Source organism: Vibrio sabulosilitoris (assembly GCF_055391395.1).
In genome coordinates this window covers 2,721,428-2,744,065 of record NZ_AP029599.1, presented here as the reverse complement: position 1 = coordinate 2,744,065, position 22,638 = coordinate 2,721,428, and the positions used below count along the sequence as shown (strand labels likewise).

16 protein-coding genes are annotated in these 22,638 nt (G+C 47.6%); 11 read left to right on the top strand and 5 right to left on the bottom strand.

Features of this window, described 5'->3' with window-relative positions:
- Positions 1 to 137: 137 nt before the first annotated feature.
- Together pflB and ACZ5R2_RS12870 are read right to left on the bottom strand one after the other, a co-directional pair.
- Positions 138 to 2,414, bottom strand: coding sequence for a formate C-acetyltransferase (gene pflB, locus ACZ5R2_RS12875; RefSeq protein WP_464899777.1), 2,277 nt, complete (start codon positions 2,412 to 2,414; stop codon positions 138 to 140).
- 282 nt (positions 2,415 to 2,696) lie between these two features.
- Positions 2,697 to 4,244, bottom strand: coding sequence for a DUF3360 family protein (locus ACZ5R2_RS12870; RefSeq protein ID WP_438457862.1), 1,548 nt, complete (start codon positions 4,242 to 4,244; stop codon positions 2,697 to 2,699).
- Between the two features lie 484 nt (positions 4,245 to 4,728).
- Here ACZ5R2_RS12870 and ACZ5R2_RS12865 point away from each other — a divergent pair, with 484 nt between their 5' ends.
- The 5 genes from ACZ5R2_RS12865 (at position 4,729) to ACZ5R2_RS12845 (ending at position 9,690) form a co-directional block, all read left to right on the top strand.
- The gene (locus ACZ5R2_RS12865) at positions 4,729 to 6,213 is read left to right on the top strand and encodes a hypothetical protein (protein WP_464899776.1); all 1,485 of its coding nucleotides are present in this window, start codon (positions 4,729 to 4,731) and stop codon (positions 6,211 to 6,213) included.
- A gap of 342 nt (positions 6,214 to 6,555) precedes the next feature.
- Positions 6,556 to 7,326 carry an ABC transporter ATP-binding protein gene (locus tag ACZ5R2_RS12860; RefSeq protein ID WP_464899775.1) on the top strand — a complete coding sequence of 257 codons (771 nt, stop codon included), beginning with the start codon at positions 6,556 to 6,558 and terminating at the stop codon, positions 7,324 to 7,326.
- Positions 7,327 to 7,415: 89 nt separating this feature from the next.
- On the top strand, positions 7,416 to 8,183 hold the full coding sequence (locus ACZ5R2_RS12855; RefSeq protein ID WP_464899774.1) for an ABC transporter substrate-binding protein: 768 nt from the start codon (positions 7,416 to 7,418) through the stop codon (positions 8,181 to 8,183).
- 85 nt (positions 8,184 to 8,268) lie between these two features.
- The gene (locus tag ACZ5R2_RS12850) at positions 8,269 to 9,009 is read left to right on the top strand and encodes an ABC transporter permease (RefSeq protein ID WP_464899773.1); all 741 of its coding nucleotides are present in this window, start codon (positions 8,269 to 8,271) and stop codon (positions 9,007 to 9,009) included.
- Between the two features lie 3 nt (positions 9,010 to 9,012).
- The gene (locus ACZ5R2_RS12845) at positions 9,013 to 9,690 is read left to right on the top strand and encodes an ABC transporter permease (RefSeq protein WP_464899772.1); all 678 of its coding nucleotides are present in this window, start codon (positions 9,013 to 9,015) and stop codon (positions 9,688 to 9,690) included.
- A gap of 135 nt (positions 9,691 to 9,825) precedes the next feature.
- Here the strand turns inward: ACZ5R2_RS12845 and xthA are convergent, their stop codons facing one another.
- Positions 9,826 to 10,632, bottom strand: coding sequence for an exodeoxyribonuclease III (gene xthA / locus ACZ5R2_RS12840; RefSeq protein ID WP_464899771.1), 807 nt, complete (start codon positions 10,630 to 10,632; stop codon positions 9,826 to 9,828).
- A 300-nt stretch (positions 10,633 to 10,932) separates the two neighbouring features.
- Between xthA and ACZ5R2_RS12835 the strand changes: the two genes are divergently transcribed.
- The 4 genes from ACZ5R2_RS12835 (at position 10,933) to fabV (ending at position 17,990) form a co-directional block, all read left to right on the top strand.
- The gene (locus ACZ5R2_RS12835; RefSeq protein ID WP_464899770.1) at positions 10,933 to 13,062 is read left to right on the top strand and encodes a methyl-accepting chemotaxis protein; all 2,130 of its coding nucleotides are present in this window, start codon (positions 10,933 to 10,935) and stop codon (positions 13,060 to 13,062) included.
- 470 nt (positions 13,063 to 13,532) lie between these two features.
- A complete protein-coding gene (gene psrA, locus ACZ5R2_RS12830) occupies positions 13,533 to 14,189 on the top strand; it encodes a TetR family transcriptional repressor PsrA (protein ID WP_464899769.1) in 657 nt (218 codons plus the stop codon).
- Positions 14,190 to 14,212: 23 nt separating this feature from the next.
- Positions 14,213 to 16,519: an acyl-CoA dehydrogenase gene (locus ACZ5R2_RS12825; protein ID WP_464899768.1), complete on the top strand. Its 2,307-nt coding sequence runs from the start codon at positions 14,213 to 14,215 to the stop codon at positions 16,517 to 16,519.
- 268 nt (positions 16,520 to 16,787) lie between these two features.
- Positions 16,788 to 17,990, top strand: coding sequence for an enoyl-ACP reductase FabV (gene fabV / locus ACZ5R2_RS12820; protein WP_464899767.1), 1,203 nt, complete (start codon positions 16,788 to 16,790; stop codon positions 17,988 to 17,990).
- A 155-nt stretch (positions 17,991 to 18,145) separates the two neighbouring features.
- On the opposite strand, the gene ACZ5R2_RS12815 is transcribed toward fabV, so the two are convergent.
- Positions 18,146 to 18,799: a pseudouridine synthase gene (locus ACZ5R2_RS12815; protein WP_464899766.1), complete on the bottom strand. Its 654-nt coding sequence runs from the start codon at positions 18,797 to 18,799 to the stop codon at positions 18,146 to 18,148.
- Positions 18,800 to 19,126: 327 nt separating this feature from the next.
- Here ACZ5R2_RS12815 and ACZ5R2_RS12810 point away from each other — a divergent pair, with 327 nt between their 5' ends.
- The gene (locus ACZ5R2_RS12810) at positions 19,127 to 21,349 is read left to right on the top strand and encodes an NADP-dependent isocitrate dehydrogenase (RefSeq protein ID WP_464899765.1); all 2,223 of its coding nucleotides are present in this window, start codon (positions 19,127 to 19,129) and stop codon (positions 21,347 to 21,349) included.
- Positions 21,350 to 21,612: 263 nt separating this feature from the next.
- Here the strand turns inward: ACZ5R2_RS12810 and cspD are convergent, their stop codons facing one another.
- Positions 21,613 to 21,837 carry a cold shock domain-containing protein CspD gene (cspD, locus tag ACZ5R2_RS12805; RefSeq protein ID WP_464899764.1) on the bottom strand — a complete coding sequence of 75 codons (225 nt, stop codon included), beginning with the start codon at positions 21,835 to 21,837 and terminating at the stop codon, positions 21,613 to 21,615.
- A gap of 468 nt (positions 21,838 to 22,305) precedes the next feature.
- Here cspD and clpS point away from each other — a divergent pair, with 468 nt between their 5' ends.
- Entirely contained in the window at positions 22,306 to 22,626 is a 321-nt protein-coding gene (gene clpS / locus ACZ5R2_RS12800) for an ATP-dependent Clp protease adapter ClpS (protein WP_438457876.1), read from the top strand.
- Positions 22,627 to 22,638 lie beyond the last annotated feature (12 nt).

Genomic DNA, 22,638 nt, shown 5'->3' with positions numbered 1-22,638 from the left:
ACTAATTGGGGGGCGGGAGATCACCACAAGCGCCTCTCGCCTCTCGCAGCATAGCGATCTCGACTCTCGCCTCTTCCCGCAGGGAATAAAAAACCCCGCAGAAGCGGGGTTTTAATCATTCAATCAGTGAGGTCTAATTATAGAGACTCAGTGAAAGTACGTGCGATTACGTCAGCTTGCTGCTCTGGAGTCAGAGAGTTGAAGCGTACAGCGTAACCAGATACACGGATTGTTAGCTGAGGGTAGTTCTCAGGGTGCTTAACTGCATCTAGTAGCGTGTCACGGTTAAGAACGTTCACGTTTAGGTGTTGACCACCTTCGATGCCAGCTTCGTGGTGGAAGTAACCATCCATTAGGCCCGCAAGGTTAGAACGTTGTGCGTCGTGATCTTTACCCAGTGCGTTTGGAACGATAGAGAAGGTGTACGAGATACCATCTTTAGCGTCAGCAAACGGTAGTTTACCTACAGAAGTAAGAGAAGCTACAGCACCTTTCTCATCGCGACCGTGCATTGGGTTAGCACCTGGAGCGAATGGAGCACCTGCTTTACGACCGTCTGGCGTAGTACCCGTCTTCTTACCGTATACCACGTTTGAAGTGATAGTTAGGATAGACTGAGTTGGTACTGCGTTGCGGTAAGTCTTAAGCTTACGGATTTTCTCCATAAAGATAGTAACCATTTCACACGCCATGTCATCAACACGTGCGTCGTTGTTACCAAATTTAGGGTAGTCGCCAGAGATGTCGAAGTCGATCGCGATGCCGTCTTCGTCACGGATTGGCTTAACTGTGCCGTATTTGATTGCAGATAGAGAGTCTGCTGCAACAGAAAGACCTGCGATACCACATGCCATAGTACGACGTACGTCACGATCGTGAAGAGCCATAAGCGCTGCTTCGTAGCTGTACTTGTCGTGTGAGTAGTGGATAGCGTTTAGTGCAGTCACGTACTGTTTAGCTAGCCAGTCCATGAAGCTGTCTAGGCCAGCCCAAACTTTGTCGAAGTCTAGAACTTCGTCAAGCATTGGCTCAGTCTTAGGACCAACTTGCATCTTAAGCTTCTCATCTACACCGCCGTTGATAACGTAAAGTAGAGTCTTAGCTAGGTTTGCGCGAGCGCCGAAGAACTGCATGTGCTTACCGATAACCATTGGCGATACACAACAAGCGATAGCGTAGTCATCGTTGTCGAAGTCTGGACGCATTAGGTCGTCGTTTTCGTACTGGATAGAAGAAGTATCGATAGATACTTTAGCACAGAAACGCTTGAAGCCTTCAGGTAGCTGCTCAGACCATAGAACAGTGATGTTCGGCTCTGGAGAAGGACCCATAGTGTATAGCGTGTTTAGGAAACGGAAGTTAGTACGTGTAACTAGCGTACGACCGTCAACACCCATACCACCCATAGATTCTGTTGCCCAGATTGGGTCGCCAGAGAATAGCTCATCGTACTCAGGAGTACGTAGGAAGCGAACCATACGTAGCTTCATTACGAAGTGGTCGATCATTTCCTGAGCTTGATCTTCAGTGATGATGCCAGCTGCGATATCACGCTCAACGTAAACGTCAAGGAACGTAGAAGTACGACCTAGAGACATTGCTGCGCCGTTCTGAGATTTAACAGCAGCTAGGTAGCCGAAGTAAGTCCACTGAATAGCTTCTTGTGCAGTTGTTGCAGGGCCAGAGATATCGAAGCCGTAAGAAGCAGCCATCTCTTTTAGTTGACCTAGCGCGCGGTGTTGCTCTTGAAGCTCTTCACGCAGCTGCATAGTCATTTGTAGATCGTCGCCAGATTCTAGTTGCTCTTGAGTAGAGTGGAACTGTGCAACTTTATCTTTCATTAGGAAGTCTACACCGTATAGAGCTACACGGCGGTAGTCACCGATGATACGGCCACGGCCGTAAGCATCTGGAAGACCAGTTAGAACACCTGATTTACGACATTTTAGGATGTCTGGAGAGTAAACATCGAAAACACCTTGGTTGTGTGTTTTGCGGTACTCTGAGTAAATCTTAGAAACTTGTGGGTCAAGAGTACGACCGTAAGCTTTACAAGAACCTTCGATCATACGTACGCCGCCGTTAGGCATGATTGCACGCTTAAGCGGAGCTTCAGTTTGTAGACCTACGATAGTTTCAAGATCTTTGTTGATGTAACCAGCATCGTGAGATGTGATGGTAGAGATTACAGAAGTATCGAAATCAACAGGAGCGTGAGTGCTGTTTTCCTGCTTGATACCTTCCATTACTTTAGCCCAAAGCGTGTTAGTCGCTTCAGTACCTTCAGATACTAGGAAAGACTCATCGCCTTCGTACGGGGTGTAGTTCTTCTGAATGAAGTCACGTACGTTTACTTCGTTTTGCCAATCACCTTCAGCAAAACCTTCCCAAGCTTTAGCAAATTGCTCAGCCATGACATACCTACCTTTTTAGTAGAAAAAACACGTACTACAGACCCCAGTTGTGGGCGTCTCAGTACACTCTAAGTAACAATATTGATAGACACACGAACAAAATTGCATCCATGAATATTGCCACTGACCATAGTGTGGAGATTTACGAGATTTAATTCAAGGGGAAAACAAAAAAAAATTTGAAACCTTAAACTAAATCAATAAATCGTAAATTCAATTGAGATTGTTAAAATTTCTTTACAAAGGGGTGACCAAGACCACCCCTTAGTGTTATTGACTAAATTATAGCCAAGCTTTTAGACCGTATTGGCCTTCTAGCATGCCCACTGCCAACATCGCTACCAAGCAGATAACGAATACGCCAACAGGGATGAAGATCTTATCCATCTTCGATAGTTTCGCAGCGCGCTCTTTGTCACCAATGAGACCATTGTTGTCTAGGAACATGGTCAGAGCCCACGCCAAAACAGGGTTAGTCACGATAGCAGCAAAGATACAGATACCTGCAGCTTGCGAGTCTTTGGTCTCTTTGACCATCTGCATACCCGCTTCAAGAAGCGGCAGTGATACGCCCACAAGCAGCGCCACACGCATTACTGGTGGCCATACCGCAACATCCATTGGGAAACCAAGGATCGCAACGATGATACACAGTGAGCCAAGCAAGATAGCACCCGCTGGAATAGGGCGCTTCGCGATCGCGGCAGGGATCATGTAAGTACCCCAAGAAGAGGTAATGTTACCACCACCGACAGCGGTACCAACCATCTGACGGAATGAACACATGGTCATAGTGTCATCAACGTCCATGAGAACTTTCTCAGTTCTACGCGGGTAGTTGAGCTCTTGGAAGATACGGTGGCCAAGGAAGTCAGGTGACCACATTGCTACCGCTAGAATTGCAAACGGTAGAGAGGCAATGAAGTGCTCAACATTTGGCAGACCCAGCATCCAGCCCTGCTCAGTGCTGCCCCACCAGTAAACAGGGTTAAGGTTAGGAATACCCATTTCAGTTTCGAACTTGATGTCAAAACCAGCGCCGAGAGCAAGAGCAATCGCCAGACCCAAGAAAGCACACACTGGGATAGCCAACCAACGCTTGTTCACTTTTGCAAGGTAAGCGTATACGCCAATCGTAATGCCTAATACAATCAGACCAACGTAACCCATGCTACCCGCTTCAACCGTTGAAGATTGCAGGCCAACCGCCCAGTCTTGGATAGAGCCGATCTGGCTGATGGTGCCTGTCAGACCAAGGAATATCAGCAAGCCACCTGCCGTACCTTGGGAGGTGAGGTTGACAAGCTTGGAGCCGCCTTTAAAGTAACTCAGCAGTAGACCAAAAATACCAAGCAAAATAGCCAAAGCCAGTGGGTGTGCACCTGCAAGTGCAATCGCACCGATAAGTGGGATCATCGGGCCGTGGTTACCGGCTAGGTTTGCTCTTGGGTTAAAAAAGCCAGAAGCCATAATACAGAAAAGCAACGCTGGGATTAGCATCTCAACGCGCGCTACTTCGATAGCGAAGTCTTTACCTAATTCTACGTGATCCCAAGCGGCCGTTAAGCCCTCAGCCCAAGACATCATTACCGCAGAATACATTGCAATAATGCCGATAGTACCAGCGAGCGCAGGTACTAGGTCTTCAAGTTCGAAACGGAAATCGCGACCCGGCAGGTTAAGACCGAAGCGGCGTGGCTTCATAATCTGCAGTTCGTGGTCTAGATAGTCTGAGCGGGAAGCGAACTCTGATGCGGGACGATGCAGCTCACTGTAGCTTTTAGTCTCAATATCTTCAGCTGAATGAGCCTTATTCATTGCGTCTGACATAGATTCCTCATGATGTTAGAAATGTTAATTATTGTTCTGAGAACAATCCGCAATCCTTGCGGTGAATGATTTTTAAAAAGCCTAGCACACATTTTTAGTGCCTATAGTTGGGACCGTTGCCAGACCGTCACCAACCAAACCAAATCGTGCCAACAATTTGGAATGTGCCTTGGGCGGCGGGGAGTTTAGCGTGCTTAACCGATTAGTAATTTGATTTAGATCACTTTACAAAATTAATGTTAGTTTTATTTATAAATGACACATTTTTGACTAAATAACTGTTAATTATTGGAAAAATAGATTCTATGAGCAAAAAGCTTCGTCAGTTTATGCACTTATAGAGCGTGACTGTCGCTAAATTAGTCAATTAGAAATGTTTGCTTACATAAGTGGCATGAAGTGTGCTTGATTCGGGTTATAGTAGCAACACAGTCAGAATTCCGGCACTCGCTTGCCGTCTCTAACAAATTTTGAGGAAATGATAATGAAAAAGGCAGTGGTATTGCCGTTGGTAGCGGCAATCGCGGGGGCACTTGTTGGTTGTGGTAGCAGTAGCAGTGGTAGTGGTAGTAGTTCTCCCAAGCCGACAAGTTACACTTGGCAAATGGTTGAGCTATACAAAACAGAAAGATCACAGGTTAGTCCTGGTTGTGCGGTACTCGCCTTGGACGAAAAGGACTCAAGTCGAGCATACGCTGCACGAGTAGCCGATCGAGGCTTTAGAATATTATTCCATCGCGCTGATGGCTCCGTAGAGCAAGCGCAAGTCATAGACCAGATACCTGCTAATGGCCGAGTGTCGATCTTAAAAGACAATATTCCGGATGATGGTTATGTTACATTAGAAGAGTATCTTGGTTTCGTTGCAGGAAAGCTTAGTACGTACTCTTATTCTGTTCACAAAGACTTTATGTCGGATATGACCCTTGCAGTGAGGAACCTGCAATCCTCGCGCAATGATTGTTTGAAGGGTGAGCAAGTTTCAGCCGAGGACATTAATCCGCACGCAGCTATTTCTGCTGTCGCTAATGGTACACCAAAATATTACCAAACCAGTTCTTCTGGAGAGCGAATTGCAGGGGCAGTTGGTCCTTTTGATATTCCGATCATCGCAGACCCAGCTTATCGAGAGAGCAAGCTAGTGACTGCGTTTAGTGAAATTGTCGAAGGCCAGCCGCAAGAGGTCATTGGATACAGTGTCTTTTCCAATGACATGATATATGATTCATCAGTAGCTCAAGGTGAAATCATACGAGCGGATGATGAGAATCTCACTCCAAGTTACTTGAATATGGTTGATATAAATGTTGATAACCAAAGTTCAGTTCAAGTTGCGCTGGGAAACAAGGTATACAGTTGGCAACCAGTGATCGAGTCTACGGGCAGTATTACTTTCGCAGAAGCTGATAGGCTTCTTAGTCGCTGGAACATTAACCTGATTGGACGAACTGAGGAAAGCAAAGGCTCTTGGCTATATGTGGCCGATAAGCGTTTGGAGCCGGGGGCAACAACAATCACCTCTCCGCATGTGGAGGACTTTTCTTCAGCTGATTTAAGTCCATGCGGCACAAAATATTGTGTAGATACAAGCGGGACTTTTGCTCCTCGTGATTTTGGCATTCAACGCACCGCAGTTCGATCGACGAACAATAATGGTGATGACTTTTATCAAACGATTTACAGTTACCCGACGAATGAACAAGTCATTTTAAATAGTTATACAGAAACGCTATATCCTAGCGGTGATGACCGCATTGAAGTCGCTTTGGTCTCAAGTGCGGAGCTCACCTTAAGTGACTCTTTCAAAAATTTAACTAATCGCTCTTTCGATTTAAAGAATCATGTTGATATGGGAGATGCTGCCTTTACTGATTTTAATGGCGCAGTCTTCTTGCCGACCGAGGCCAACAATATTCATTTGCGCGCTATGGAAGTCGATGTGGAATACGTAGCTAACTCAAATCAGTAATTAGCTGAGTTCTTTGTAAAAAAGCTCTCCTTTCGGAGAGCTTTTTTTGTACCTAATCGAAATCAAAAGTGCCTTAGATATTCCCTTCCTAGTTTGTTAGCAGTGTGTTAGGTGCTACGTGTGAGGGGCTATTGAGTAAATATTCAAAAATCGGCATACTTCCCCGTATTCACAAATTATTACAGACTAATTATTCGTGCCTGCTGCTTTTTACAACGCTTTTAGCTGAAAAAGTAATCGTTTGCAGTTAAGGCTATGTTGCATTCGAATTAGCGCGATGCTAGTTTGATACGCAGGATTTCTCTTCGAGAGAATAATTGTTAAAACAGGGAGTTTAAGCGCATGAATGATGTCGCCGCGCTAGATATCAAGGATCTACATAAAACCTTTGGCCAAAATGAAGTATTAAAAGGGATTTCCCTCGAGGCACACAAAGGTGATGTGATCTCTATCATCGGCTCCTCTGGTTCTGGTAAAAGTACCTTCCTTCGTTGTATCAACTTATTAGAAACACCCACCGCGGGTGAGATTTGGGTCAATGGTGAATTGATCGAGATGAAAAACAACCGCGCTGGTGAGTCGCTACCTGCCAACGAAAAGCAAGTTCAACGTATCCGCTCGCGTTTAGCCATGGTGTTTCAAAGCTTTAATCTTTGGTCGCACATGACGGTGCTGCAGAATGTGATTGAAGCACCTGTACATGTCTTGGGTGTCCCAAAAGCACAGGCGATTGAAAATGCAGAATTACTGCTCAAAAAAGTCGGCCTTTGGGAGCGCAAAGACTACTACCCAGGGCATTTATCAGGCGGGCAGCAACAGCGCGCAGCGATCGCACGCGCTCTGGCGGTTGACCCTGAGGTGATGTTGTTCGATGAGCCGACCTCTGCCCTCGACCCGGAACTGGTGGGCGAGGTGTTGGGTGTGATGCGTGACCTGGCTGAAGAAGGACGCACCATGCTGGTGGTGACCCATGAAATGGCGTTCGCGCGTGATGTATCCAACCATGTAATGTTTTTACACCAAGGTAAGGTAGAAGAGCAGGGCAATCCGGCCAAGCTGTTCACCAATCCAGAGTCAGACAGACTCAAGCAGTTTATTTCATCTATTTATTAACGCAACGTGGGTAGCCGTTCAGGCTTTGTCTGAGCGAATTAAACCAAAAAAGAGCAACCCACAACATAGACAATCACAGGAGTAAGGAAATGAAGAAGTGGTTATTGGCCGCGACTCTCGCAGCAACAGCAGTATCAGGCGTCGCTCAAGCTAAGGAGTGGAAGACGATCCGTTTTGGTATCGAGGGTGCTTATCCTCCATTTAGCTGGACGGAAAATGATGGCTCGCTGAAAGGCTTTGACGTGGATATGGCTAACGCCTTGTGTGAAGAGCTTAAAGCGGAATGTGTGCTTGTACCACAAGACTGGGATGGCATCATTCCATCATTGCTAGCACGTAAGTACGATGCGATCATTGCGGCGATGTCTATTACTGAAGAGCGTAAGAAGCGTGTTGATTTCACAGAAAAATACGCACTTATCCCGAACAAATTTATCGCTAAGAAAGGCGCTGACCTAGATTTTGATGACTTGGCTGGTGTACGTATTGGTGTTCAACGTGCAACCACGCACGACAAGTACCTAACGGACAACTACAAAAACGTTAACATCGTTCGCTACGGCTCATTTGATGAAGCTTACTTAGACCTTGAAAATGGCCGTATTGCCGCGGTACTTGGCGATGCATCAGCATTGGAAGAGGGCATGCTAAATACTGACGGTGGCGATGCGTACGAGTTCGTTGGCCCATCGTTGACTGATCCACAATGGTTCGGTGAAGGCTTTGGTATCGCGGTCCGTAAGCAAGACAAGCAGCTTACAGAGGCCCTATCAGGTGCTATTAAGTCTTTGCGTGAGCAAGGCATCTATCAAGAAATCGCTGCGAAATACTTTAACTACGACGTTTACGGCGAATAATCTCCAAAAAGGTTGGCTTGCCAAGCGAGCCAACCTTCCTTTCTCCCTGCCAAGGTAGTTTGAATGGTCAGGATAGGAATCCTTTATGATCGACTTACAAGGATATGAAGCCTCAATTTTTAAAGGGGCCATACTCACGATAGAAGTGGCACTTCTATCACTTTTGCTTGCCGTTATTCTTGGCATGCTGGGCGCGTTGGCGAAACTGTCGTCTTATCGCTTACCGCGCGCTATCGCCACACTTTACACAACCATTATTCGCGGCATCCCCGATCTGGTGTTAATGATGCTGATCTTCTTTGGTGGTCAAATCTTATTGAACAATACCCTTTATGGCACCAATGAATGGTTGAATGAATTTTTTAGTGCACGTAATCCAGACCACAGCTGGGTCTCTTACGTGCCCGATTATATTGATGTCAGTCCATTTATTGCTGGCATACTCACGATTGGGTTTATCTTTGGTGCTTATATGGCAGAGACCTTTCGTGGCGCCATCATGGCGGTGGATAAGGGTCAGATGGAAGCCGCTAAGGCTTATGGCATGAGCTCGATAAAAGCCTTTCAGCGTATACTGCTGCCGCAGATGATCCGTCATGCGCTACCTGGGTTTGGCAATAATTGGCTTGTCTTGCTAAAGACCACCGCACTGGTCTCGATCATTGGTCTTGATGATATGGTGCGCATCAGCGCCTTGGCTGCCGGTTCTACACGCATGCCCTTTACCTTCTACATGGCGGTGGCACTGATCTTCCTGCTCTTTACCTCCATATCGACAGGTTTGCTCAAGTTGGTTGAGCGCAAGTTTAGTATTCACGCGAGGTAGATCATGGATTTTTCGTTAGTTATTGAGAGCTTTCCAATTTACCTTGAGGGCCTTTGGACGACGTTCTGGTTAGTCGGGGTGTCGCTTGTTATCGGTTTGGGCGTCGCTATCCCGCTGGCGATTGCGCGTAATAGCCGTATGCCTTTGCTGTGGCTGCCAAGCTGGGCATACATCTATTTCTTTCGCGGTACGCCGCTTCTGGTCCAGCTTTACCTGATTTACTACGGCATGGATCAGTTCTTCCCTGTTCAGGATACGCTGTGGCAGCACGCTTGGTTTTGTGCCTTAGTCGCGTTTGTCCTCAACACCTCTGCCTACACCGCTGAGATCATTCGCGGCGCGATTAATGGCTTGCCCAAAGGTGAGGTGGAAGCGGCAAAAGCTTATGGGATGAGCACTCTGATGACCTATCGTCGCATTATCTTGCCGAGTGCACTGCGCCGCGCCTTACCCGCCTACAGTAATGAGGTGATCTTTATGCTGCATGGCTCTGCGGTGGCCGGGATCATCACCATCATGGATTTGACCGGGGCCGCACGCTTGGTCAACTCGCGCTATTACGCGCCTTTCGAGTCGTTCCTAACCGCTGGCCTGTTCTATATGGGGCTGACGTTTATCATCTTGTGGTGTTTCAAGCAGGCAGAGAAGCGTTTCTTAGCCTACCTTAGACCATTGAGTTGAGGACTTAAAAAACAAAGCGCGCCAACGGCGCGCTTTGTTTTTTAAAGGCTTAGTCACTGCGACTGCAATGTGCGCTTTAAAAGGGTAGGTAATGAAGGCTATGTAGCTCTTGATGCTTAGCATTCATAATAAGCGCTATTTAAACGTGGACCAGATTGGAGCGTGGTCTGAAGGCTTTTCGATTCCGCGCAGTTCATAGTCAATATCGGACTCAACGCAGTTGCCAGCCAGTGACGGCGTGGCCAGGATCACGTCGATACGTAGACCGCGGTTATCGACAAAGCCTTTGGAACGGTAATCAAACCATGAGAAGCGGTCAGTGACGTCTGGATGCTGAGTACGGAATGTATCCACTAATCCCCAATCAAGCAGAGTTTGCAGCCACTCACGCTCCTCAGGCTGGAACGAACACTTACCGGTTTTCAGCCAGCGCTTGCGGTTTGGCTCACCAATGCCGATATCTGAGTCTAGTGGACTGATATTAATATCACCCATTACCACCAGTTTTTCATCAGCTGAGTGGTGCTGGTTGAGGTAAGTCATCAGATCTTGATAGAAGGCACGTTTGTACGGGAACTTGGTCTCATGGGCAACATTATCCCCTTGTGGGAAGTAGCCGTTAAGTACCGTGACATGATCGCCGTTTTCGTCCTCGACGGTACACATGATCATGCGCTTTTGATGATCGTCAGTATCGGTAGGAAAGCCTTTTTGTACTTTGATCGGGGTGTTTTTGCACAGCATCGCTACGCCATAGTGGGCTTTTTGTCCATGGAAAAAGACCTTGTAACCCATCGCCTCGACGTCTGCGACTGGGAAGGCCTCATCGTGAACTTTGATCTCTTGCAGACCAATCACGTCAGGTTGGTGCTTTTCAATCAGAGCTTGAAGCTGATGCAGACGTGCACGCAGGCCATTGATGTTGAAGCTGACTATTTTCATTGATTTATCCATCTATTGTTTTGATTCAAGACCGTGTTTTGACTAGGTACGCTCAGTATCACTTGCGATGAGTGTGCTTAGGTAGAACATGCGCTCGTTAAGCAAGATTTTAGCACGATAGACAACATTTTTAGTCTTAATTACTGATAAATAAGCCAAATTGTTGTTGGAATATTGAGCGAATGTAGTGTATTTTGAATGCCTTGACGAAAGTCGCATAAGAAATTGAAAAAATGTGTTAGCTCGTATGTTGCGTTAGCCCATTGATATAGGGATGTTTGCTTAAATTAAGGATGTGTTATGCGAACGATGGGAAAAAAGCTTTCCATACAGTGGAAAATCACCCTACTCGTGGGGTGTTGCTTGGTTACGACTTCTTTGTTACTGGTGGGGCTGTCGCTCTACTATGCACTGCAAAATCAATCGGTGGTACAGCACCATTCAACTCAGTCGGTACAAGAAAAGTCCCAACAGCTATTGCTTTCTCAAGCCCAGCTTGCAGCACAGGAGCTAAATCAGTATCTAGCCACTGAGCAGCTTCGCGCTGAAATGATAGCCAATTCAGTTGTCCTTAGTAAAACCAACAGCGAAGAGAGTTTTGGTTCGAGCTACGATTTACGTACGACCATCGATGGCATCGTGCGCGAAACGGCAGCAGGTTATGCCAATATTCATGGTGCCTTTTTGGTTTTTACTCCCGATCAGCTTGATTTGGAAGATGCAAACTACGTGGACGCTGATTATGTCGGTTCAAATGACAGCGGTCGCTTTGCCTCCTTTTGGCGTTTTGGTGCACAAGGCGATGAACTCAACCATCAGGTAGTCAGTGAGTCAGAGCTCAAGCAGGGCAATTTTGTACGGCTTTTGAGCTGTGCAGACACGGCTAATGCAGTTTGCTTTTCTCAACCAGAGCTAGACCAGATAAAAGGATCTCAGCGCCTGTCATTAACTATGGCAGTACCTGTAACCGACGGCACTCAGGTCCTTGGTATGTTCGGTATCGTGGTTGACTTAAGTACCTTAAATCACATTGTTGCTGCCACCGACAAGCAAATTTATCAAGGGGCGGGGACAGTTACGATCGTCGATCATATCGGGCGAGTTTTAGCCAGTACTGACCGCAATACGGCGCTGTTACTTGGGTATGAAAGTGAGGGGTACCGCAGCGATGATTTGCACCAGGCGACCAGCCAAAACAGCAGCCTAATCCAATGGAATAGTAGCGGTGAGTTGTTGACTCTGTACCTGCCTGAGCGAATTGGTACGCAAACCTGGACTACGATTATAGAGATCCCACGCGATGCGGTTTTTGCTGATGCACAATTGCTTGATATCGTCATCGATCAGCAGGTCAACTCATCCATTTCAACGCAAGTCGGGGTAGCGGTCGCGGTCGTTGTGGTCGCTCTTATTGTGATCTTTATTATGGCGCATAGTATTGCTAGCCCAATTGAATCAGTGGCGAATCGCCTTAAACAGATCTCTTCTGGCGAGGGGGATCTGACCCAGCGCATCTCAGTACAATCAAATGATGAGTTGGGCGCTTTGGCAACAGGGTTTAATACTTTCCTCTCTCGTTTACAAAGCACTGTCTCAGAGCTGGTAAGCACCACCAATGGCATTGCGACGACCTCGGAGCAAGCAAAAAATAGCGCGATTGAAATCCGTGAAAATAGCACTGCTCAGTTTAAAGAAGTCGACATGGTCGCAACAGCGTGTGAGGAGATGACCATGACCTCGGCTATGGTAGTACAAAATGCTGAGTCGGCAGTGGTCGCTGCTGAGCAAGCCAGCGTGTCTGCCTTGGCCGGGCGCGAAGTAGTCCAGTCGACGGAGCTGCAAATGAGCGATTTGGTCGAGAATATGAGCGCAACAGTGCCCGTTGTCACAGCATTGGCTGACAACAATAACCACATTATTGATGTTTTGGCCGTGATTGAGGGCATTTCCGAGCAAACCAATTTGCTGGCGTTAAATGCAGCGATTGAGGCCGCGCGAGCCGGAGAGCAGGGACGTGGCTTTGCCGTGGTCGCTGATGAAGTGCGCAGCCTAGCAACACGCACTCAAGACTCCATCGATGAAATTCGCCAGGTGATCACCAAAGTACAATCTGGCACTCAAGACGTGGTACAAGCGATTGAGCGCGGCAACACTCTTGCCAAGCAAACCGCAAGTGAAGTGCAGCAAGCGGTAGAAGAGTTAGTGCAAATCAGTGACTCTGTCGTGGCTATCAACGAGATGAATACTCAGATCGTTAAAGCTGCCCAAGAGCAACAACAGGTATCCGGCAGCGTTAACCTCAGCGTTGCCGCCATCCGTGAGCTCAGTGAAGGACTGCTCAACCAAGCAAAAGACTCACAAGCCATAGGACAAAACATCGACACCCTATCCCAACAACAACAATCCATCACAAGGCAGTTTAGGGTATAACAAGGACTGAAAGCGGGCGCAGAAGCAAGGGGAGTTCGACCACCAAAGCGATAGCAAAACATCTCGCTTCTCGCCTCTCGATTCTCGCAGCGAAGCGATCTTGCCCGTAAAACGGGCAAAAAAACACCCAGGTCAATCCGACCTGGGTAGATACAATTAAACAGGAGTTAATAAGAAAAAGCAGCTTCTACCACGAGACAGAGGCCATGTCGTTTAAAAACTGTCGCAATGACAGCCAGTGGAACGGGATACCTTCTGCTCGGTATATCTTTATGACTGGTCTGGTCCGAAAGAGTTCCCTTCTAAAATCGATTTTTCCCACTTTTTTCATCATTCAAGTTTTTTTCATTTCCATTCAGTAACTTAGTTTTAAGCTGTATTCAAATCAACAAGCGATCAAATGTTATTTGCTTGTTAATTTTATGTTGTCGGCGTATATTTCAAACAGGCGTTTAATACAGGTGATTGAAATGGTCGAAAAGGTTGCTACCAAGGACAAGATTCTTGATGTCGCGGAGGGGCTGTTTGCTGAACGTGGCTTCAATGGCACCTCACTGCGCACCATCACCAGTGAAGCAGGCGTTAACCTGGCGTCCGTCAACTACCACTTTGGCGACAAGAAAACCCTGATCCGAGCGGTATTAGATCGCTACCTTGAGATCTTTATGCCAGCAGTGGAGGATGCGCTGATCACTCTTAACCTCAGCTCTGATTACCAGATGGCGGAAGTATTTGAGACTTTGAGGGTGCCGCTCCAAGCTGTCGAAGACATTCGCCCCAATGGAAGCATCCGCTTTATGTCTTTGATAGGGCGCGGGTATAGCGATGTACAGGGGCATCTGCGCTGGTTTATCACTACTCGCTATCAAAAAACCTTGTCGTTGTTTACTCAATCCGTGACACGAGCTAACCCAAATTTAACGCCGGATGTGCTGTTTTGGCGCTTACATTTCACGTTAGGCACCTGTGTATTTACCATGGCATCAAGCCAGGCTTTAAGTGAAATTGCGTATAACGATTATGGGCAAGAAGCCGATGCCAAGTCTGTCATTGATCAACTGATTACGTTTCTTGCTGCTGGCATGTCAGCAGATCTTTATCCTCAAAATAATAATAAAGTCGAATAGTCATTGAACAAAAGGAATACATCATGAGCTCTCTAAGAAAAAAATGGGTCAGTGATCCAGCCTTCAAATTGTTTAAGCAAGTATTGCCGCCTCTGTCTGACACGGAAAAAGAGGCGATGGAAGCGGGTAGTGTTTGGTGGGATGGTGAACTGTTCTCAGGTGCGCCGGATTTTACACAGTTACACCAATATCCGGCCCCCGCGCTGACGGCTGAAGAGCAAGCGTTTATTGACAATCAACTTGAGACCTTGCTCGGGATGCTCGATAACTTCCAAATTGTCAAACATGACCGCGACCTTCCCCCTGAGGTTTGGCAATACTTACGAGATGAACGATTCTTCTCTTTGATTATTGCCAAAGAGTACGGCGGACGTGACTTCTCAGCGCTCGCCAACTCGACCATAGTCAGTCGTTTAGCAACGCGGAGCATTAGTGCTGCGGTGACAGTGATGGTGCCTAATTCACTGGGTCCCGGTGAGCTTTTAACCCATTATGGTACACAGGCACAAAAAGACTACTGGCTGCCAAGGCTTGCTGATGGAACAGAGATTCCATGTTTTGCATTAACAGGGCCTGAAGCTGGCTCAGACGCTGGTGGTATTCCCGATTCCGGCGTGGTGTGTATGGGCGAATACGACGGTCAGGAGGTATTAGGCCTACGCCTCAACTGGAACAAACGCTACATCACGCTCGCGCCCGTTGCAAGCGTGCTGGGCTTGGCATTCAAGATGTACGATCCGGATGGTCTTTTAGGCGAGCAAAAAGAGCTTGGGATTACCTGCGCATTGATCCCGGCGAATCATCAAGGCGTGGAGATCGGTGAGCGTCACGATCCCCTCGGGCTGGCCTTTATGAATGGCCCGACGCGAGGAAAAGATGTCTTCATCCCAATCGATTGGCTCATAGGCGGACAGGAGTATGCCGGTAAGGGCTGGCGTATGCTGGTGGAGTGTCTCTCGGCTGGGCGAGGTATTTCCCTTCCTGCATTAGGCGCGGCAATTGGTCACCTGACCACTCGAACGACAGGAGCTTATGCTTATGTGCGCAAGCAGTTTGGTATGTCGATTGGTAAGTTTGAAGGCGTAGGTGAAGCTTTGGGACGAATCGGTGGACTGACTTATCTGCTCGAGGCGTCTAGAACCCTGACCACCACTGCGCTCGATAGTGGTGAAAAGCCAGGCATTATCACCGCGATTGCCAAATATCATATGACAGAGATGGCGCGTACGATACTGAATGACTCAATGGATATCCATTCAGGAAGGGCGATCCAGGATGGCCCAATGAACTACCTTGCCTCTCATTATCTCGGTATTCCTGTCGCGATCACGGTAGAGGGCGCAAACATACTTACGCGTAACTTAATGATTTTTGGTCAAGGTGCGACGCGGTGTCACCCTTATGTACTCAAGGAAATGGAAGCGGCAGCGCTGAGCGATACTAACGAGGGCGCAAAGCAGTTTGATTCGCTGTTGTTCAAACATATTCGCCATGCATGCCGAAACACCTTTGGCGCGTTTGGCGCAGCATTGACTGGATCGCGCTTAATTAAAGCTGAGCGCACTGGACCGATAAAACGTTACTATCAAGAGATGACTCGGCTCAGCCGAGCGCTCGCGGTGAGCGCTGATGTTGCCATGCTCACCCTCGGCGGAGACCTAAAACGCAAAGAGATGATCTCAGCTCGCTTAGGTGATGTGTTGAGCTATCTGTACTTAGGCTCAGCAGCCTTGAAAAAATTTGAAGACGAGGGGCGTCAGCAGCAAGATCTAAACTTTGTTCACTACGCGCTGCAACACTGCTTATATCACGCTGCCAAAGCGCTCAAAGAGGCATTTGATAACTATCCAGTTACCGGAGTTGGCCAAATCCTTAAGGTCGTTATTTTCCCTTTAGGCAACCGCTTCAACAAACCCAGTGATGATTTGACTCTGGATCTCGCCAAAAGCTTAATGACGCCAGGGGCACAACGAGAGCGTTTAACTCAATTGTGTTACATTGGTGCAAGTGACGATGACAGTGTGGGTATTATGGAGCGTGCCTTTAACGCTATGTATGAGATCAAAGGACTAGAGCGTAAGTTATTTAGCGCGGTAAAAGAGGGCAAAGTGGCCAAGAAAGGGGCGTTGAAGCAGCGATTGCAGCAGGCGCTCGAGCAAGGGGTATTAACCGAGCAGGAGGTGGAGCAGATCCTTTCGGCAGACGCGCTTCGTCAAAGAGCTATTCAGGTCGATCATTTCAGCCATGATATGAGTGAGGTACGCACACAATCTAGCAGTGGTGATGTCTCTGGTGGAAAAAGTAGCTCTGATCTTAATAGTGCTGCTTAACTTCGGGGAAAATGAGGTTATGTGCTGCTAAATGACTGCTAACTTTAAGTTTTGAAAATGGTCATATCAAGGTAACCTTGATTGGCCATTTTTTATTCTCATTTGACTTGAAAAGCGTGATATTGAGCCAACTTGAGTGGTCCTCTGACATAAACTTGGTAGTTAAAGTCATCCAACCACTGACAAAAATCAGCGAAAATGCGATAAACTAGATGAGATTTTACGGCGAACCTTTTATTCTACTGCCAATTGATAAAGGAAGTTGAATATGATCATCAAACCTAGAATTCGTGGATTTATCTGTACAACAACGCACCCAGTCGGCTGTGAAGCGAACGTCAAACAACAAATTGCTTACACCCAGGCACAGGGTAAGATTGCTAACGCGCCAAAGCGTGTTTTGGTTATCGGCTCTTCAAGTGGTTATGGCCTATCTTCTCGTATCGCTGCGGCTTTTGGTGGCGATGCATCAACGATTGGTGTGTTCTTCGAAAAAGAAGGCACCGAGCGCAAACCAGGCACTGCAGGTTTTTATAATGCGGCTGCGTTTGACAAGTTAGCCAATGAGGCCGGTCTGTACGCGAAAAGCCTAAACGGTGATGCGTTCTCGAATGAAGCCAAACAGAAAACGATTGATCTTATCAAACAGGATCTTGGTCAGATTGATATGGTGGTTTACTCGCTAGCGTCTCCAGTGCGCAAACTACCAGAGACGGGTGAACTTATCCGCTCTGCGCTTAAGCCGATTGGTGACACTTACACGGCAACCGCGGTTGATACCAACAAAGATACCATTATTGAAGCGAGCGTTGAGCCAGCAACAGAGCAAGAGATTGCTGATACTGTGACGGTAATGGGCGGTCAAGACTGGGAGCTGTGGATCAATGCACTGGCAGACGCAGGTGTGCTGGCCGAAGGTTGTAAGACCGTCGCTTACAGCTACATCGGCACGGAGCTTACTTGGCCTATCTATTGGGATGGTGCACTGGGTAAGGCGAAAATGGACCTTGACCGCGCAGCCTCTGCCCTGACAGACAAACTTTCTGCAACTGGCGGTAGCGCCAATGTTGCGGTACTTAAGTCAGTGGTTACCCAGGCGAGCTCTGCAATCCCTGTTATGCCATTGTACATCGCCATGGTGTTCAAGAAGATGCGTGAAGAAGGCGTGCATGAAGGCTGTATGGAGCAGATCTACCGTATGTTTAGCCAGCGCCTATACAAAGACGATGGCTCAGCGCCAGAGGTTGATGACAAGAATCGCCTACGCCTAGATGACTGGGAGCTACGCGAAGACATCCAACAGCACTGCCGTGATCTATGGCCACAAGTCACCACAGAAAACCTTGCTCAACTCACCGACTACGTCCAATACAAGGAAGAGTTCCTAAAACTGTTCGGTTTCGGTGTTGAAGGCGTTGACTACGAAGCGGATGTCAATCCAGCGGTTGAGACTGACTTTATCGCTATTTAATTTTCTCTTCGAGAAGAGGCGAGAGGCGAGATCGGGCTTTGCCCTGCGAGTACGCTCCGCTCGAGGTGGAGTGAGACTTTACAGCAGAGACTAAGGTTGGAAAATTCTCTCGCCTCTCGCCTCTCGCCTCTCGCCTCTCGCCTCTCGCCTCTGCTTTATAAAGATATTTCCCGCCACTCCCCCGGCTGTAAGTCACCGAGCTTAATATCTCCCATCGAGGCGCGGATCAAGCGCAAGGTGGGGAAGCCAATGTTGGCGGTCATGCGGCGTACTTGGCGGTTGCGTCCTTCGATTATACTGATCTCAAGCCATGTGGTGGGAATATTGGCGCGAAAGCGCACGGGTGGATTTCTGGGCCAAACATTTGGCTCTGACATCACACGTACCTCTGCTGGTAGGGTCATGCCATCCTTAAGCTCGACGCCTTTGCGCAGCTTATCTAAATCTTCTTCACTTGGCGCACCATCGACTTGCACCCAATAGGTTTTCTTCGATTTTGATTTAGGTTGAGTGAGTCTCGCCTGCAAAATGCCATCGTTGGTGAGCACCAGCAAACCCTCACTATCGCGATCAAGGCGACCAGCTGCGTAGACATCTTTGATTGGGATATAGTCGGCCAGAGTTTTGCGTCCCTCGCCATCGGTAAACTGGCTCAGAGTGTCAAACGGCTTATTAAAGATAACCACCTTACGTTCTGCCGCGCTGATAGCCCTGGCCGGTTGGCTGGTTTTACCTTGATGCCGTTTAAAACGCGGGTTATTGCGATTGTTTGAAGGGCGACGAGAAGGGCGGCTCTCTCTGGTGGGCATGTTAACTACCTTGCAAAAATGTAACGGAATTGTATGCGGAATTTCTACCTTGAGCAAAAGTGCGGTATGATTTGCACGCCCAAAATCAGCATTCGAGCTCAAGATGATAGACTATTTCATCAAATTTGTTTAATTATGTAGTCTCGAATTTACAACAACAGCGATGCAGAGTACTTAATCAAGGGGTTAAGTATCAGACAAGAACGTCATTTGCATCAGCAACAACGAAAAATTGAGCAGCAAGTGTGTGGATAATATGAGTCTTGTTGCTTCAACCATCTAGCTGTCAAGATCCACTGACAGTGGCAAAAATTATAGGGAAATTTCATGTCTTCAGAAAAGCCTACAATTATATATACCATCACAGATGAAGCTCCAGCATTGGCGACTTACTCACTGCTGCCAATCATCCAATCGTTCACCGCTTCATCGGGTATTAATGTAGAAACACGTGACATCTCTTTGGCTGGTCGTATCTTGGCCAATTTTCCACAGCATTTGACTGAAGAGCAACGTATTGGTGACGCATTGGCTGAACTGGGTGAGTTGGCAAAGACACCTGAGGCTAACATCATCAAGCTGCCTAATATCTCCGCCTCTATTCCCCAGTTACAAGCCGCAATCAAAGAGTTGCAACAAAAAGGCTACGCCTTGCCGGATTATCCAGCAGAGCCTGCGACTTACGAAGAGGAAGCCATTAAGGCGAGTTACGATAAAATCAAGGGCAGTGCGGTAAACCCAGTGCTGCGTGAGGGCAACTCGGATCGCCGTGCGCCACTATCGGTCAAAAATTACGCGAAAAAGAATCCGCATTCGATGGGGGCATGGTCGGCCAATTCTAAATCGCACGTGGCCAGCATGAGCGACAATGACTTTTTTGGCAGTGAAAAATCACTGACCGTATCAAGTGTAACTGATGTTTCGATCGAGTTCGTGGCTAAATCGGGCGACAACAAGACGCTCAAGTCAGCCTTCGCATTGCAGGATAAAGAGGTCATTGACTGTTCAGTACTGAATAAAAATGCACTGGTGAGCTTTTTTGAACAGCAGATCGAAGCAGCGAAGCAGCAGGACGTATTACTATCGCTGCACATGAAAGCGACCATGATGAAGGTGTCTGATCCGGTGATCTTCGGTCATGCAGTGAAGGCGTACTACAAGCCAGTATTTGAGCAGTTTGGTGATGTGTTTGAGCAGCTTGGTGTTGACGTCAACAATGGTATTGGTGATGTGTACGCCAAAATTACCGCGTTGCCACAAGAGCAGCAGCAAGCAATCACTCAAGCTATTGAGGCCGTGTACGAGACACAGCCACCACTGGCGATGGTCGACTCAGACCGTGGCATCACCAACCTACATGTGCCGAGTGATATTATCGTCGATGCATCGATGCCAGCCATGCTGCGCGCCTCTGGCCAGATGTGGGGCCCAGACGGCAAGCAAAAAGACACCAAGGCGATGATCCCAGATCGCAGCTATGCGGGCATCTATCAGGCTGTGATTGATTTTTGTAAGCAGTACGGTGCGTTTGATCCCACCACCATGGGTAGCGTGCCAAACGTGGGACTCATGGCGCAAAAAGCGGAAGAGTATGGTTCTCACGACAAGACGTTTGTCATTGAAGCGGATGGTGAAGTTCAAGTGACCACGGCAAATGGCGAGGTTTTGCTTTCACAGTCGGTTGAAGCGGGTGACATCTTCCGTATGTGTCAGGTTAAAGATGCGCCGATTCAAGATTGGGTCAAACTGGCGGTAACACGTGCGCGAGCAACCGGTGTTCCAGCCGTGTTCTGGCTCGATAAGGCTCGAGCCCACGATGCACAATTGATCAAGAAAGTCGAAGCTTACTTGCCAAATCACGACACGGATGGATTGGATATTCGTATCCTTGCGCCTGTCGAGGCATGTCAGTTCTCGCTTGAGCGAATCAAAGAGGGGCTGGATACCATCTCAGTCACAGGTAACGTTCTACGTGACTACTTAACTGATCTATTCCCGATCCTAGAGCTTGGCACGTCGGCAAAAATGCTCTCAATTGTTCCGCTGATGAACGGTGGCGGTCTGTTTGAGACAGGTGCAGGCGGCTCTGCGCCAAAACACGTGCAGCAGGTGCTTAAAGAGAACCACCTTCGTTGGGACTCGTTGGGTGAATTCCTTGCGCTTGCAGCCTCTTTGGAACATCTTGCGACCGTGGCAGGCAATGCCAAGGCTCAAGTGTTGGCGGATGCGCTTGACGCAGCGACAGGGGAGTTCCTTGACAACAATAAGTCACCGTCTCGCAAAGTGGGTGAGCTCGACAACCGAGGCAGTCACTATTTCTTGGCTCGTTACTGGGCCGAGGCGCTCGCTAGTCAAGAAGTTGATGCTGATTTAGCCAGTGAGTTTGCCCCGATAGCCAAGGCGTTTGCAGAAGGCGAACAGGCCATTGTGGCTGAGCTAAATGATGCGCAAGGTGTCGCTGGAGAGATCGGTGGTTACTATGCGCCAAGTGATGCATTGGCGTCGAACTTAATGCGCCCGAGCGCGACGCTGAATGCCATCATTGGTTAACGCTGATAGTTGACTTACAGTTGGCTATAAACGGTTGAACGAGAACTTTATAAGAGGAGCGTTTTAGAAGCTAAGTCTACTATTCGTTCCTCACCGCGAAGCGTAATATGTTCAGTGCCCCTAAATTAAAAGACCCTGCATCCTGGCAGGGTCTTTTTGGTCTGAGTGCAGGTTTAAGGCAACGCGCATTCTCAGGTATACAGTCTCGCTTTTCTAGGTGTAGGCTTTCTAGTTGAGCGCTTTTTGGTGAACATGCGTGCATGTTATTTCGCTGCTTGCGAAAATTCCACTGGTGTGACAGAACTCGCGTGCGACCCTTTTGGCCCTTTCTCAACTTCGTAAGACACCGTCTGCCCGGCTTTGAGCGTGCGATATCCATCCATCTGGATGGTTGAGTAGTGGGCAAAGATATCGCCTTCACCAGATTCCGGACAAATGAAGCCAAATCCTTTGGCGTTATTGAACCACTTTACTGTACCTGTTGCCATGCTTTACGTCCCTCATGCATTTTGACTGATGTTGTTACATTAAATTTATTTAGCTGCTGCTAAAATGTTGCTTACATTTGTCCAATCTAGACCAAGAAATAGCCAAGTCAATATCTAGTCGCTATAAATGATTACTAATTTCCGAATGTCATCATTTTTGAGATTTCCATGGTCAAAAAGCGGCCAAAACCCGCATAAATCGCTAGTGTCAATTTCAAAAAAGTTCTCTCATTATGAATGAGTTACTCAGTAACACGCTGCAGAATATCTGCGCAGAATGACGTGTTTTTCATCACTCGCCTCACCTATCTAAAAAACAGTCGTGTTTTTATTTGCAGCGTCACTTAGGCTGGATTAGTCTTAAATTGATGCCGCTGGGAATTACTGAGCTAACAAAAATGTCGATGAGTTTTAAGCGCTAAGGTGTTAGACTCAAGGCTAGTGGCCAATAACAATGTAACTAGGAACATGAGCGGAAAATTTGATTGGGTTTCACCGGATTTTGATCTTCTAGAGCGAGAAGAGACGAAGGTTAAACCACCGGCAATGTACAATGTGATTTTGAACAATGACGACTACACTCCGATGGACTTCGTCATCGAAATCTTGACGCGTTTTTTCTCAATGGACGAGGATAAAGCGACCCAAACAATGCTGCAAGTTCACTACCAAGGCAAAGCTATATGTGGCACGTTCACATCTGAAGTTGCTGAAACCAAAGTTGCTCAAGTGACGATGTATGCCAGAGAGAATGAGCATCCTCTGCTGTGCACTATGGAGCGAGCCTAACGTATACAATAA

Coding starts and splice junctions, on each gene's coding strand:
- ACZ5R2_RS12835 (WP_464899770.1), top strand. CDS start 10,933: ATGCGAACGATGGGAAAAAAGCTTTCCATACAGTGGAAAATCACCCTA.
- ACZ5R2_RS12815 (WP_464899766.1), bottom strand. CDS start 18,799: ATGCCCACCAGAGAGAGCCGCCCTTCTCGTCGCCCTTCAAACAATCGC.
- ACZ5R2_RS12825 (WP_464899768.1), top strand. CDS start 14,213: ATGAGCTCTCTAAGAAAAAAATGGGTCAGTGATCCAGCCTTCAAATTG.
- fabV (WP_464899767.1), top strand. CDS start 16,788: ATGATCATCAAACCTAGAATTCGTGGATTTATCTGTACAACAACGCAC.
- psrA (WP_464899769.1), top strand. CDS start 13,533: ATGGTCGAAAAGGTTGCTACCAAGGACAAGATTCTTGATGTCGCGGAG.
- xthA (WP_464899771.1), bottom strand. CDS start 10,632: ATGAAAATAGTCAGCTTCAACATCAATGGCCTGCGTGCACGTCTGCAT.
- ACZ5R2_RS12860 (WP_464899775.1), top strand. CDS start 6,556: ATGAATGATGTCGCCGCGCTAGATATCAAGGATCTACATAAAACCTTT.
- cspD (WP_464899764.1), bottom strand. CDS start 21,837: ATGGCAACAGGTACAGTAAAGTGGTTCAATAACGCCAAAGGATTTGGC.
- pflB (WP_464899777.1), bottom strand. CDS start 2,414: ATGGCTGAGCAATTTGCTAAAGCTTGGGAAGGTTTTGCTGAAGGTGAT.
- clpS (WP_438457876.1), top strand. CDS start 22,306: ATGAGCGGAAAATTTGATTGGGTTTCACCGGATTTTGATCTTCTAGAG.
- ACZ5R2_RS12845 (WP_464899772.1), top strand. CDS start 9,013: ATGGATTTTTCGTTAGTTATTGAGAGCTTTCCAATTTACCTTGAGGGC.
- ACZ5R2_RS12855 (WP_464899774.1), top strand. CDS start 7,416: ATGAAGAAGTGGTTATTGGCCGCGACTCTCGCAGCAACAGCAGTATCA.
- ACZ5R2_RS12870 (WP_438457862.1), bottom strand. CDS start 4,244: ATGTCAGACGCAATGAATAAGGCTCATTCAGCTGAAGATATTGAGACT.
- ACZ5R2_RS12865 (WP_464899776.1), top strand. CDS start 4,729: ATGAAAAAGGCAGTGGTATTGCCGTTGGTAGCGGCAATCGCGGGGGCA.
- ACZ5R2_RS12810 (WP_464899765.1), top strand. CDS start 19,127: ATGTCTTCAGAAAAGCCTACAATTATATATACCATCACAGATGAAGCT.
- ACZ5R2_RS12850 (WP_464899773.1), top strand. CDS start 8,269: ATGATCGACTTACAAGGATATGAAGCCTCAATTTTTAAAGGGGCCATA.